Annotated in this window: 11 protein-coding genes; 10 read left to right on the forward strand and 1 reads right to left on the reverse strand. The window is 61.3% G+C overall.

Going from position 1 to position 13,840, the window contains the following annotated elements; translation table 11 throughout:
- Nucleotides 1-106: 106 nt before the first annotated feature.
- From BMX59_RS11315 to BMX59_RS11360, 10 genes are all read left to right on the forward strand, one after another.
- Complete coding sequence (locus BMX59_RS11315) at nucleotides 107-2,326, forward strand: primosomal protein N' (protein WP_093121370.1); 2,220 nt, start codon at nucleotides 107-109, stop codon at nucleotides 2,324-2,326.
- A 110-nt stretch (nucleotides 2,327-2,436) separates the two neighbouring features.
- Nucleotides 2,437-4,173, forward strand: coding sequence for an arginine--tRNA ligase (gene argS / locus BMX59_RS11320; protein ID WP_092246395.1), 1,737 nt, complete (start codon nucleotides 2,437-2,439; stop codon nucleotides 4,171-4,173).
- Between the two features lies 1 nt (nucleotide 4,174).
- Nucleotides 4,175-4,876 (forward strand): SPOR domain-containing protein, encoded by a 702-nt coding sequence (locus BMX59_RS11325; protein ID WP_025858692.1) that lies wholly within the window; start codon nucleotides 4,175-4,177, stop codon nucleotides 4,874-4,876.
- A gap of 195 nt (nucleotides 4,877-5,071) precedes the next feature.
- Nucleotides 5,072-5,602 (forward strand): ATP-dependent protease subunit HslV, encoded by a 531-nt coding sequence (hslV, locus tag BMX59_RS11330; protein ID WP_010563201.1) that lies wholly within the window; start codon nucleotides 5,072-5,074, stop codon nucleotides 5,600-5,602.
- Nucleotides 5,603-5,639: 37 nt separating this feature from the next.
- A complete protein-coding gene (hslU, locus tag BMX59_RS11335; RefSeq protein WP_093121373.1) occupies nucleotides 5,640-6,977 on the forward strand; it encodes an ATP-dependent protease ATPase subunit HslU in 1,338 nt (445 codons plus the stop codon).
- Nucleotides 6,978-7,125: 148 nt separating this feature from the next.
- Complete coding sequence (locus tag BMX59_RS11340) at nucleotides 7,126-7,503, forward strand: gamma-butyrobetaine hydroxylase family protein (protein ID WP_071492374.1); 378 nt, start codon at nucleotides 7,126-7,128, stop codon at nucleotides 7,501-7,503.
- Between the two features lie 249 nt (nucleotides 7,504-7,752).
- Nucleotides 7,753-9,432 (forward strand): class II poly(R)-hydroxyalkanoic acid synthase, encoded by a 1,680-nt coding sequence (gene phaC, locus BMX59_RS11345; protein ID WP_093121379.1) that lies wholly within the window; start codon nucleotides 7,753-7,755, stop codon nucleotides 9,430-9,432.
- 85 nt (nucleotides 9,433-9,517) lie between these two features.
- Nucleotides 9,518-10,363 carry a poly(3-hydroxyalkanoate) depolymerase gene (gene phaZ / locus BMX59_RS11350; RefSeq protein ID WP_016979176.1) on the forward strand — a complete coding sequence of 282 codons (846 nt, stop codon included), beginning with the start codon at nucleotides 9,518-9,520 and terminating at the stop codon, nucleotides 10,361-10,363.
- An 89-nt stretch (nucleotides 10,364-10,452) separates the two neighbouring features.
- Entirely contained in the window at nucleotides 10,453-12,135 is a 1,683-nt protein-coding gene (gene phaC / locus BMX59_RS11355; protein ID WP_093121380.1) for a class II poly(R)-hydroxyalkanoic acid synthase, read from the forward strand.
- A gap of 27 nt (nucleotides 12,136-12,162) precedes the next feature.
- Complete coding sequence (locus BMX59_RS11360; protein WP_071492378.1) at nucleotides 12,163-12,783, forward strand: TetR/AcrR family transcriptional regulator; 621 nt, start codon at nucleotides 12,163-12,165, stop codon at nucleotides 12,781-12,783.
- A gap of 36 nt (nucleotides 12,784-12,819) precedes the next feature.
- On the opposite strand, the gene BMX59_RS11365 is transcribed toward BMX59_RS11360, so the two are convergent.
- Nucleotides 12,820-13,494 carry a response regulator transcription factor gene (locus tag BMX59_RS11365; protein WP_256572950.1) on the reverse strand — a complete coding sequence of 225 codons (675 nt, stop codon included), beginning with the start codon at nucleotides 13,492-13,494 and terminating at the stop codon, nucleotides 12,820-12,822.
- Nucleotides 13,495-13,840: the final 346 nt, after the last annotated feature.

The following is a 13,840-nucleotide window of genomic DNA, read 5'->3' on the forward strand; positions in this document are numbered from 1 at the left end:
GCTGAAAACCTCCTTTCATCAGAAAACCGTGGCATACCCAAGCCCTCCCGGCTCTGCTAGGCTCCCGCCCCTGCGCCACCGCCTGCCTTTATATGAGACTCCTCGCGTGCCCGACGCCATTCTGCGCCTCGCCCTGCCTTCGCCCCTGCGCCGCCTGTTCGATTACCGGGCGCCGGCCGGCGTACTGCGGGCGCAGTTGCAACCGGGCATGCGTGTGCGTGTGCCGTTCGGGCGGCGTGAGATGATCGGCATTCTGGTTGAAGTCACCGACCACAGCGAAGTGCCGGCCGAAAAACTCAAGCCCGCGCTGGCCATCCTCGACACCACCCCTCCACTGCCACCCGCGCTGTTCAAGCTGTGCCTGTGGACCGCTCAGTATTACCAGCACAGCCTGGGCGATACGTTGAGCTGGGCCTTGCCGGTGCTGCTGCGCCAGGGCGAACTGGCCGAAGCGCGTCAGGAGCGCTTCTGGTCGATGGTGCCCGGCGCGCGCCTCGACGACCCGCGCATCGCCCGTGCCCCACGCCAACGTGAAGCACTGGCCACGCTGGCGCAGCATCCCCATGGCGTGGCTCATCAACTGCTGAGCAAGCTGATGCTGAGCAAAGACAGCCTCGACCTGCTGCTTGCCAAAGGCCTGGTACAGGTGGAAATCCGCAAGCACGCCCCTGACGCCCGCCACGAACACTGGCTGGCCCAGCCGGAATTGCCGCTGAACCCCGAGCAGCGCGCCGCCTACGAAGCGATCCGCGCAGGCTTCGACAGCTTCCACGCTTTCCTGCTGGCCGGCGTCACGGGCAGCGGCAAGACCGAAGTCTATTTGCAGTTGATCCGCGAAACCCTGCAAGCCGGCAAACAGGCGCTGGTGCTGATCCCCGAGATCAACCTCGGCCCGCAGACCCTGGCGCGCTTCGAGCAGCGTTTCAACGCGCGTATCGCGCTGGTGCATTCGGCGGTCAACGACCGCGAGCGCCTGGAGTCCTGGCTGGCAGCGCGGGATGGCGAGGCCGACATTATTATCGGCACCCGTTCGGCGCTGTTCACCCCGATGAAAAACCCCGGGCTGATTATCATCGACGAGGAACACGACGGCTCCTATAAACAGCAGGAAGGCCTGCGCTACCACGCCCGCGACCTGGCGCTGGTGCGCGCTCGCCAGGAAGACTTCCCGATTGTGCTGGGCTCGGCCACGCCGTCCCTGGAAAGCCTGCACAACGCCTACACCGGCCGTTACGGCCTCTTGCGCCTCAACGAACGGGCGGGCGGCGCCAAGCAACCACGTTTCCTGCGCCTGGACGTCAAAAGCCGCCCGCTGGACAGCGGTATTTCCGGGCCAATGCAACAAGCCATCGGCCAGACCCTCGCCGCTGGTCAGCAGGTGCTGGTGTTCCTCAATAGGCGCGGCTTTGCGCCGACGCTGCTGTGCCATGACTGCGGCTGGATGTCCGAGTGCGAGCGCTGCGACGCGCGCATGACGGTGCACCAGCGCCACGGCGAACTGCGCTGCCACCACTGCGGCCATGTGGAGCGGGTGCCGCGCCATTGCCCGCAGTGCGGCAAAGTCGACCTGCGACCGGTCGGCGCAGGCACCGAGCGCGCCGAGGAACGCCTGGGCATCCTGTTCCCGGATTACCCGGTGCTGCGGGTCGACCGTGACAGCACCTCGCGCAAAGACGCGATGAACCAGCTGTTCGCCACCATCCAGAAAGGCCAGCCGTGCATCCTCATCGGCACGCAAATGCTTGCCAAGGGGCATCACTTTCCACGGGTGACCCTGGTGTCGATCCTGGATGCGGACGGTGGGCTGTTCTCCGGGGATTTCCGTGCCAGCGAGCGCATGGCGCAGTTGATCGTGCAGGTTGCGGGTCGCGCAGGGCGTGCCGAGGAGCCAGGCCGGGTGATTATCCAGACGCACCTGGCCGACCATCCGCTGCTGATCCAGCTCACCGAGCAAGGCTACTTCGCCTTCGCCGAACAGGCCCTGAGCGAACGTCGCGCCGCCGGCCTGCCGCCGTTTTCCCACCTGGCACTGCTACGCGCCGAAGCGCACAAGCCGGGGCAGGCCGAGGGTTTCCTGGATGAAGCGTGCAGCGCGGCCGAACGTTTGCTTGGCGAACTGGGTCTGAGCGGCATCGAACTGCTCGGCCCGGTGCCTGCGCCCATGGAGCGCCGCGCCGGGCGCTATCGCGCTCAGCTACTCTTGCAGGCAACCTCCCGCGCACCGCTGCATCGGCTATTAAGTAGCTGGTTGCTTGCCCTGGAGCAAATGCCCAGCGGCCGGCAAGTGCGATGGTCGTTGGACGTAGACCCGGTAGATTTGTATTAACCCTGGCCACAGGTCCCGCGAAGGTTGGCAAGCCCGCCCTCGCCACGGATAATGCCCAGTTTTTCCACCTGCGCATCGCGCGCCGCCGCTTGCGGTCGAAAGAGAACACCATGAAAGACACCATTCGCCAGCTGATCCAACAAGCCCTCACCCAACTCGTCAACGAAGGTGTGTTGCCTGAAGGCCTGTCGCCGGCGATCCAGGTGGAAAACACCCGCGACAAGACCCACGGTGACTTCGCCAGCAACATTGCGATGATGCTGTCCAAGCCGGCCGGCATGAAACCGCGCGACCTGGCGGAAAAAATCATCGCCGCGCTGCCGGCCGACGAAAGCGTCACCAAGGCCGAAATCGCCGGCCCCGGTTTTATCAACTTCTTCCAGAATACCCAGGCCCTGGCTTCGCGCCTGGATGCAGCCCTGGCCGACGCCAGGATCGGCGTGCTCAAGGCCGGCCCGCTGCAGCGCGTGGTCATCGACCTGTCGGCACCGAACCTGGCCAAAGAGATGCACGTGGGCCACCTGCGCTCCACCATCATCGGCGATGGCGTGGCGCGGGTGCTGGAGTTCCTCGGCGACAGCGTGATCCGTCAGAACCACGTGGGCGACTGGGGCACCCAGTTCGGCATGCTGATGGCTTACCTGCAAGAAAACCCGATCACCAGCAACGAGCTGTCGGACCTGGAAAACTTCTACCGCGCCGCCAAGAAGCGCTTCGACGAATCCGAAGAGTTCGCCGACCGCGCCCGTGGCCTGGTGGTCAAACTGCAAGCCGGTGACGAGGAATGCCTGGCGCTGTGGAACCGTTTCCGTGAGATCTCGCTGTCGCACTGCCAGGAAATCTACGATCTGCTCAACGTCAAGCTGACCATGGCCGACGTGATGGGCGAAAGCGCCTACAACGACGACCTGATCAACGTGGTCAACGACCTCAAGGCCCAGGGCCTGCTGGTGGAGAGCAACGGCGCGCAATGCGTGTTCCTCGAAGAATTCAAGACCGCCGACGGCGAGCCGCTGCCGGTGATCATCGTCAAGGCCGATGGCGGCTACCTGTATGCCACCACCGACCTGGCGGCCGTGCGCTACCGCAGTGGGGTGCTCAAGGCCGACCGTGCGCTGTATTTCGTCGACCAGCGCCAGGCCCTGCACTTCCAGCAGGTGTTCGAAGTGGCACGCCGCGCGGGCTTCGTCACCCACCCGATGCACATGGAACACATGGGCTTCGGCACCATGAACGGCGCCGATGGCCGCCCGTTCAAGACCCGTGACGGCGGCACCGTGAAGCTGATCGACCTGCTGACCGAAGCCCAGGAACGTGCCTACAACCTGGTGAAGGAAAAGAACCCGGAACTGGCCGAGGCCGACCTGCGCAACATCGCCCGCGTGGTAGGCATTGGTGCGGTGAAATACGCCGACCTGTCCAAGCACCGCACCAGCGACTACAGCTTCAACTTCGAGCTGATGCTCAACTTCGAAGGCAACACCGCACCGTACCTGCTTTACGCCTACACCCGCGTGGCCGGCGTGTTCCGCAAGCTGGGCAAGGACTTCAGCGAAGTTGAAGGGCACATCGTGCTGGACGCCCCGCACGAGCAGGAACTGGCCGCCAAGCTGGCGCAATTCGGCGAAGTGCTGAACAGCGTCGGCGAAAAAGGCACGCCGCACATCCTGTGCACCTACCTGTACGAAGTCGCCGGCCTGTTCTCCAGCTTCTACGAGAACTGCCCGATCCTGACTGCCGACGACGAAGCCCAGAAGCAAAGCCGCCTGCGCCTCGCCGCCCTGGCTGGACGGACCCTCAAGCAAGGCCTGGAACTGTTGGGCCTGGAAACACTGGAGCGTATGTAAGTTGGCTGCCAAGAAAAAACCTGCACCCAAGCGCGGCGCCAGCCGCTATCAGGCCCCGGCGAAGAAGCCGATCCCGGGCTGGTTGTGGATGGCGATCGGCCTCACCGTCGGCGCGTTTATCGTATTCCTGATGAAACTGGATCCGGGCAAGGGCGATGACGTCAAACGGGTCAAGCAGGAGCAACAGAAGGCCACGAAAATGGCCGAAGCCAACAAGACTGCGCCGAGCCCGACCGCTCCGGTAAAGCCGAAGTACGACTTCTACACGCTGTTGCCCGAATCGGAAGTGATCGTGCCGCCGGACGCCGTGCCGGAGAAAACCCTGCCGACGCCGCAAGTGCCGACCACCCCGGTCACCCCGGCGGAAGCCGCTAAAATCGACACAGCGCGCGCCCAGGCCGCATTGGCCGGGATCACCCCGCCGCCAGCACCGCCGGTGGCCGAGACCAAGGCTGCGCCAGTGACCAAGTTCTTCCTGCAAGCGGGCTCGTTCCCCAAACAGGCGGATGCGGACCGCGTGCGGGCGCAAATCATTCTGCTGGGCCAGTCGGTGACGGTGGAGTCCGGCACTGTGAAGGATGCGACCTGGTATCGCGTACTGGTAGGACCGTTCAGCAACCGTGAACAGCTGACCGTGGCGCAAAAGCAATTGGCCGGCGCGGGTTTTAGCAACCTGTTGTTACAACAACGCCAGAGCCGCTGACCTTCAGCCAACCTGGATCAAATGTGGGACGGGGCCTGTCCCCTCCCACATTTGGTTTTGCAGCGCTGTGGAATGTGTGTCAGACCCTTGAGCACCACTCGTCCGCCATAACCCCCTATGGTTGAAATCCCCTCCGCCACCCCCATATGAGTTTGCATCAGGGCATTTTCGCCCCGCTGCGTGGAGACTCTCCCCTTGACCACCATCGTTTCAGTACGTCGCCACGGCAAAGTCGTCATGGGCGGCGACGGCCAGGTTTCCCTGGGCAATACCGTGATGAAAGGCAACGCCAAGAAAGTGCGTCGCCTGTACCACGGCCAGGTTCTCGCGGGCTTTGCCGGCGCTACCGCCGACGCCTTCACCCTTTTCGAACGTTTCGAAGGCCAATTGGAAAAACACCAGGGCCACCTCGTGCGCGCCGCAGTCGAACTCGCCAAAGAATGGCGCACCGACCGCTCCCTCAGCCGCCTGGAAGCCATGCTGGCCGTCGCCAACAAAGACGCGTCCCTGATCATCACCGGCAACGGCGATGTGGTTGAGCCCGAACATGGCCTGATCGCCATGGGTTCCGGCGGTGGCTACGCCCAGGCGGCAGCCAGCGCACTGTTGAAGAAAACCGACCTGTCGGCCCGCGAAATCGTCGAGACTGCCCTGGGCATCGCCGGCGATATCTGCGTGTTCACCAACCACAACTTCACCATTGAGGAGCAGGACCTCGCCGAGTAAGCCGTAGGCTTATTCCCGCTTGAGGCCGCCAAACATTATGTCCATGACTCCCCGCGAAATCGTCCATGAACTCAACCGCCATATCATCGGCCAGGACGATGCCAAGCGCGCCGTAGCCATCGCGCTGCGTAACCGCTGGCGCCGGATGCAACTGCCCGAAGAACTGCGCGTTGAAGTAACGCCAAAGAACATCCTGATGATCGGCCCGACCGGCGTCGGCAAAACCGAGATCGCACGTCGCCTGGCCAAACTGGCCAACGCGCCGTTCATCAAGGTAGAAGCCACCAAGTTCACCGAAGTAGGCTATGTGGGCCGTGACGTCGAGTCGATCATTCGTGACCTGGCAGACGCAGCCCTGAAAATGCTGCGCGAACAGGAAATGACCAAGGTCAGCCATCGCGCCGAAGACGCCGCCGAAGAACGCATCCTCGACGCCTTGCTGCCACCGGCACGCATGGGCTTCAACGAAGACGCCGCACCGGCCTCGGACTCCAACACCCGCCAGCTGTTCCGCAAGCGCCTGCGTGAAGGCCAGCTGGACGACAAGGAAATCGAGATCGAAGTCGCCGAAGTGTCCGGCGTCGACATCTCTGCCCCGCCTGGCATGGAAGAGATGACCAGCCAGTTGCAGAACCTGTTCGCCAACATGGGCAAGGGCAAGAAGAAAAGCCGCAAGCTCAAGGTGAAGGAAGCGCTGAAACTGGTGCGCGACGAAGAAGCCGGGCGCCTGGTGAATGAGGAAGAACTCAAGGCCAAGGCCCTGGAGGCGGTCGAGCAGCATGGCATCGTGTTTATCGACGAGATCGACAAGGTGGCCAAGCGCGGTAACTCCGGCGGCGTCGATGTGTCCCGTGAAGGCGTACAGCGCGACCTGCTGCCGCTGATCGAAGGTTGCACCGTGAACACCAAGCTGGGCATGGTCAAGACCGACCACATCCTGTTTATCGCCTCCGGTGCGTTCCACCTGAGCAAGCCAAGCGACCTGGTGCCGGAGCTGCAAGGCCGCCTGCCGATTCGCGTGGAGTTGAAGGCGCTGACCCCGGGCGACTTCGAACGCATCCTCAGCGAGCCGCACGCCTCGCTCACCGAGCAGTACCGTGAACTGCTGAAAACCGAAGGCTTGGGCATCGAGTTCCAGCCAGACGGCATCAAGCGCCTGGCGGAGATCGCCTGGCAGGTCAACGAGAAGACCGAGAACATCGGTGCCCGTCGCCTGCACACCTTGCTGGAGCGGCTGCTGGAGGAAGTGTCTTTCAGTGCCGGCGACCTGGCCGGTGCGCAGAATGGCGAAGTGATCAAGATCGACACGGCTTACGTCAACAGCCACTTGGGCGAATTGGCGCAAAACGAAGACTTGTCGCGCTATATTCTGTAAGCCTCACACAGAATCGCTTCGCTTCAATGTGGGAGGGGGCTTGCCCCCGATAGCGGTCTATCAGACAGATATATGCTGACTGACACACTGCCATCGGGGGCAAGCCCCCTCCCACATTTTGAGGCCGGTTCCATCAGGATTATTGCCAATGTCGAAGTTTCCCACTGCTGTAAACCTGCACAAAACCTCCAACACCCTCGGCCTCACCTACGGGCCCGACGAGGTGTACCAACTTCCTGCCGAACTATTGCGCACCCACTCGCCTTCCGCCGAGGTCCAGGGCCACGGCAAACCTATCCTGCAATTCGGCAAGCTCAACGTGAAGTTGATCAAGATCGAACCGGCCGGCCAGTACGCACTGAAATTGACCTTTGACGACGGGCATGACAGTGGACTGTTCACCTGGGACTACCTCTATCAGTTGGCCGTGCGTCAGGACGCGCTGTGGGCCGACTATCTTGCCGAACTCAAAGCCGCTGGCAAAACCCGCGACCCGAGCGAGTCGGTCGTACGGCTGATGCTCTAGCTCAGGCGTCTTGCTCTTTAGAGCGCATTTTCTAATTTCATCTGCTTGAATGCCCTGTCGCGTGGCCAACGATTGGCCCGCTTGCGAAAAAAATTAAACTCGGGTAACCAATGGAACTGGCAAGTTCCCTGCATTTGACGATGTGGTATCAACGGTCACCCGAGTCGCAGTACCAGGCTTGTGTTGTGTATCGAAACTGGGTGCGCAGCGGTCCCCGGTACTCGTCTTTCGGACAATGGAGCGTCGTAGATGAGTAACAAGAACAACGATGACTTGAAACGCCAGGCCTCGGAAAACACTCTGGGGCTCAACCCGATCATCGCGTTACGTAAAAAGGATTTACTCGCCTCGGCGAAGATGGTGCTGACCCAAGCCATCAAGCAACCGTTGCACAGCGTCAAGCACGTCGCCCATTTTGGCGTCGAGCTGAAGAATGTGATGTTTGGCAAATCCGCGCTGGTGCCGGAAAGCGATGACCGTCGTTTCACCGACCCGGCCTGGAGCCAGAACCCACTCTACAAGCGCTACCTGCAAACCTACCTGGCGTGGCGCAAGGAACTGCACGACTGGATCGGCGACAGCAACCTGTCGGAACAGGACATCAGCCGTGGCCACTTCGTGATCAACCTGATGACCGAAGCCATGGCCCCCACCAACAGCGCAGCCAACCCGGCGGCGGTCAAGCGTTTCTTTGAAACCGGCGGCAAGAGCCTGCTCGACGGCCTGTCCCACCTGGCCAAGGACATGGTGCACAACGGCGGCATGCCCAGCCAGGTCAACATGGGCGCCTTTGAAGTGGGCAAGACCCTGGGCACCACCGAAGGCGCGGTGGTGTTTCGCAATGACGTGCTGGAGTTGATCCAGTACAAGCCGATCACCGAACAGGTGCACGAACGCCCGCTGCTGGTGGTGCCGCCGCAGATCAACAAATTCTATGTATTCGACCTGAGCCCGGAGAAGAGCCTGGCGCGCTTTTGCCTGCGCAACGGCCAGCAGACGTTCATCGTCAGCTGGCGCAACCCGACCAAGGCGCAGCGCGAGTGGGGCCTGTCGACCTATATCGAAGCGCTGAAAGAAGCCGTCGATGTGGTCAACGCGATCACCGGCAGCAAAGACGTGAATATGCTCGGCGCCTGCTCCGGCGGCATCACCTGCACCGCCCTCTTGGGCCACTACGCGGCGCTGGGGGAGAAGAAGGTCAACGCCCTGACCCTGCTGGTGAGCGTGCTGGACACCACGCTGGACACCCAGGTGGCGCTGTTCGTCGACGAGCAGACCCTGGAGGCGGCCAAGCGCCATTCCTACCAGGCCGGCGTGCTCGAAGGCCGCGACATGGCCAAGGTGTTCGCCTGGATGCGCCCCAATGACCTGATCTGGAACTACTGGGTGAACAACTACCTGCTGGGCAACGAGCCGCCGGTGTTCGACATCCTGTTCTGGAACAATGACACCACGCGCTTGCCGGCGGCGTTCCACGGCGATCTGATCGAACTGTTCAAGAACAACCCACTGGTGCGCGCCAACGCACTGGAAGTGTGCGGCACGCCCATCGACCTGAAGCAGGTCACTGCCGATATCTATTCATTGGCGGGCACCAACGATCACATTACGCCGTGGCAATCCTGCTACAAGTCGGCGCAGCTGTTTGGTGGCAAGGTCGAGTTCGTGCTGTCGAGCAGCGGGCATATCCAGAGCATCCTCAACCCGCCGGGCAACCCCAAGGCGCGCTACCAGACCAGCGATGGCCTGGCGGGCAAGCCGCTTGAGTGGCAGGAGAATGCGACCAAGCATACGGATTCGTGGTGGCTGCATTGGCAGGCATGGCAGGCGGAGCGAGCGGGCAAGTTGAAGAAGGCGCCGACGAGTTTGGGTAACAAAACCTACGCCGCAGCAGAGGCGGCGCCCGGCACCTACGTACACGAACGCTAAATTGAAATGCCTTCAAATGTGGGAAGGGGCTTGCCCCCTCCCACATTGACCGCATTCCGGCTGTAACACTTCACAGGGTTTGAGCATGCCGCAACCGTTCATCTTCCGTACCATCGACCTGGATGGCCAGACCATCCGCACGGCGGTACGCCCGGGCAAGCCTCACTTGACGCCGCTGCTGATCTTCAATGGCATCGGCGCCAACCTTGAGTTGGTGTTTCCGTTCGTCCAGGCGCTGGACCCGGACCTGGAAGTGATCGCCTTCGATGTGCCCGGCGTGGGCGGCTCGTCGACACCCAATCGACCGTACCGCTTTCCCGGTTTGGCCAAACTCACCGCGCGTATGCTCGATTACCTGGACTATGGCCAGGTGAATGCGGTTGGCGTGTCCTGGGGCGGCGCGCTGGCGCAGCAGTTTGCCTATGACTACCCGGAGCGGTGCAAAAAGTTGATCCTCGCAGCCACGGCGGCGGGTGCAGTGATGGTGCCGGGCAAGCCAAAAGTGCTGTGGCTGATGGCCAGCCCGCGCCGCTACATCCAGCCGTCCCACGTGGTGCGCATCGCGCCGATGATCTACGGCGGTTCGTTCCGCCGCGATTCGAAACTGGCCGCCGAACACGCCAGCAAAGTGCGCTCGGCCGGCAAGCTCGGCTACTACTGGCAACTGTTCGCCGGGTTGGGCTGGACCAGCATCCACTGGCTGCACAAGATCCGCCAGCCCACCCTGGTGCTGGCGGGGGACGATGACCCGCTGATCCCGCTGATCAACATGCGCATGCTCGCCTGGCGCATTCCCAATGCACAGTTGCACATCATCGATGACGGCCACCTGTTCCTGATCACCCGGGCCGAAGCCGTGGCGCCGATCATCATGAAGTTTCTTGAAGAGGAGCGCATGCGCGCGGTGATTCATCCGCGACCGGCTGTGTAAGGACCACACCGCCGCGCAACTTGCCAGGAACCGACTATGGTTCTGAATTGGCGTGCCTGTTTGATGGCTTGACGAAGGAGTGTTGGCTCATGCGAGAAAGACCCGTGACGAACCCGGCGCCCACCCCCGCCGCGTTCATCAACGCGCAAAATGCGATCACCGGCCTGCGCGGCCGGGATTTGCTGTCGACGCTGCGCAGCGTGGCTGCCCATGGCCTGCGCAACCCGGTGCATACCGTTCGGCATGCCTGGGCGCTGAGCGGGCAACTGGGCCGCGTACTGCTCGGTGAAACCGTGCACGAACCCAACCCCAACGACAGCCGCTTCAACGACCCCACCTGGAAGCTAAACCCCCTGTACCGCCGCAGCCTGCAGGCCTATCTGAGCTGGCAGAAGCAGACCCGTCACTGGATCGATGACAGCGCCCTCAGCGACGATGACCGGGCCCGTGCGCACTTTGCCTTCTCATTGCTCAACGATGCGGTCTCGCCCTCCAACACCCTGCTCAATCCGTTGGCGATCAAGGAGCTGCTCAACTCCGGCGGCAACAGCGTGGTGCGTGGGGTGACCAACCTGGTCGAAGACCTGCTGCACAACAATGGCCTGCCGCGCCAGGTGAGCAAGCACGCCTTCGAAGTGGGCAAGACGGTCGCCACCACCCCCGGTTCGGTGGTGTTTCGCAATGAGCTGCTGGAGCTGATCCAGTACAAGCCCATGAGCGAAAAACAGTACGCCAAGCCGCTGCTGGTCGTGCCGCCGCAAATCAACAAGTTCTACATTTTCGACCTGAGCCCGGCCAACAGCTTTGTGCAGTACGCCCTGAAAAACGGCCTGCAGACCTTCATGGTCAGCTGGCGCAATCCGGATGTGCGGCATCGCGAATGGGGCCTTTCCACCTATGTCGCCGCGCTGGAGGAAGCACTCAACGTCTGTCGCGCGATCAGCGGCGCCCGCGAGGTCAACCTGATGGGCGCCTGCGCCGGCGGCCTGACCATCGCCGCGCTGCAAGGCCACCTACAGGCCAAGCGCCAGCTGCGCCGCATCTCCAGCGCAAGTTACCTGGTGAGCCTGCTGGACAGCCAGATCGACAGCCCCGCCACCCTGTTCGCCGACGAGCAGACCCTGGAAGCCGCCAAGCGTCGCTCCTACCAGCAAGGCGTGCTCGACGGCCGCGACATGGCCAAGGTGTTTGCCTGGATGCGCCCCAATGACCTGATCTGGAACTACTGGATCAACAATTACCTGCTGGGCAAGGAACCACCGGCCTTCGACATCCTGTACTGGAACAACGACAACACGCGCCTGCCCGCAGCCTTGCACGGCGACCTGCTGGACTTCTTCAAGCACAACCCACTGAGCCATCCCGGCGGCCTGGAAGTGTGTGGCACGCCCATCGATTTGCAGAAGGTCACGGTGGACAGTTTCAGCGTGGCCGGCATCAACGACCACATCACGCCGTGGGATGCGGTGTATCGCTCCACTCAGTTGCTGGGCGGCGAGCGGCGCTTCGTGCTGTCCAACAGCGGGCATATCCAGAGCATTCTCAACCCGCCGGGCAACCCCAAGGCCAACTACGTCGAAAACCTCAAGCTGAGCAGCGACCCACGCGCCTGGTATTACGACGCCAACCCCATCGAAGGCAGCTGGTGGCCGCGTTGGCTGGAGTGGATCCAACAGCGTTCCGGCGTACAACGCGAAACCCTCACCGCCCTGGGCAACCAGAATTACCCACCGATGGAAGCGGCACCGGGCACTTACGTGCGCGTGCGCTGAGCTCAACGATCACCTTAAGAAGACTGGATGAAGACCCGCGACCGTATCCTTGAATGCGCCCTGCAACTGTTCAACCAGAAGGGCGAACCCAACGTGTCGACCATGGAGGTGGCCAATGAAATGGGGATCAGCCCCGGCAACCTCTACTACCACTTCCATGGCAAGGAGCCGCTGGTCCTGGGGCTGTTCGAGCGTTTCCAGAATGAGCTGGCGCCCCTGCTGGACCCACCGCCAGACGCGCAATTGGAAGCCGAGGATTACTGGCTGTTCTTGCACTTGATTGTCGAGCGCATGGCGCATTATCGGTTTCTGTTTCAGGACCTGTCGAATCTGGCAGGGCGCCTGCCGAAGCTGGCCAAGGGCATTCGCAACCTGCTGACGGCGCTGAAGCGGACCCTGGCGTCATTGCTGGCGCGGTTGAAGACGGCAGGACAACTGGTCAGTAGCACCCAGGCCCTTGGGCAACTGGTGGAGCAGATCACCATGACCTTGCTGTTCTCCCTGGATTACCAACGGATTCTCGATCGTGAAGGCGAAGTACAGGTGGTGGTTTACCAGATCATGATGCTGGTGGCGCCCCATCTGCTATCGCCGGCACGCCAGACAACTGAGCAATTGGCCCTGCGTTATCTGGACAGGCCGATTTAAATACTCGCGCAAGTCAAACATTCAAACCACGCGGCGCTAATCAGGACGACCAAACTGCTTGGTAAACATAAAAAGCTCACTGTCGGTCCTGATACCCAACTTCCGATACGCCGACTGTTTTTGTGTACTGATAGTACTCGCGCTACGCGAAAACTTTGCCGCAATTGAATTCACGGACATTCCGTCCAGAAAACAACGCAGGACTTCCTGTTCCTTGGGGGTCAAGGCGCCGCTCAATCGTACCGGCAGTGAATGTTCAAGTGTCGACTTGATATTCTCCCGTGCCAGAACAGACTCTCCCTCCTGCAGCACCGACAACATGCAACGCTGCAGGTAAATCCGCCCCTGGGCGACAGTCCGAATAGCCACGATCAATTCCGTGAGGTGTTCGGTCTTGCCCAGCACTCCAAAGCTTCCGGCCTTCAACGCCAGTATCACCGTTGCACGCGTGCAGCGGGATGACACAACGAGCACCTTGCAACGTTTGAAACGCCTGCCCAGCATCTGGATCAGGCCGAGGCCATCGATGTCTGACGGCCCCAGTGTAAAGTCCATCACCACCACATCCGCAGGTTGTTGGCCGAGCGCATCAAGCAACTCCCTGGATGTACCGAAGGAGCCGATGACCTCCAGGTCGGGCTCTTTGCGCAGGCCCAGTTCAATTCCCTGCCGAACCATTTCATGGTTATCCAGCAACATGATGGTGTGCATTTCAGACACCCGGAAGTTCGCTCAAGTAAGTACAAATTAGTACACATATGCTCGTTGCACGAACAGTGTATAGCGCAGCCTTTTTCGTGAATCAATCCATCAAAAACAGCCAACATGCTCCTGACAAGTTATTCCTACATACATGTCTTACATTGAAACCCTACAGACACCACCCCATACAATTGTTTTAATTAAAATTTTAGACTTCGAATATTTACGAGATAAATCTCGTGACCTGTCGATAGGCAAAAATAACGTTCCCAGCCAAATTACTGCCACCTGCCATTCGGTAAAAAAACGAAACAAATTACCGATGCAACACTTCAATGTGTGGCGGGTTACTCAG

This window comes from Pseudomonas sp. NFR09, from assembly GCF_900111535.1.
GTDB lineage: Bacteria > Pseudomonadota > Gammaproteobacteria > Pseudomonadales > Pseudomonadaceae > Aquipseudomonas > Aquipseudomonas extremorientalis.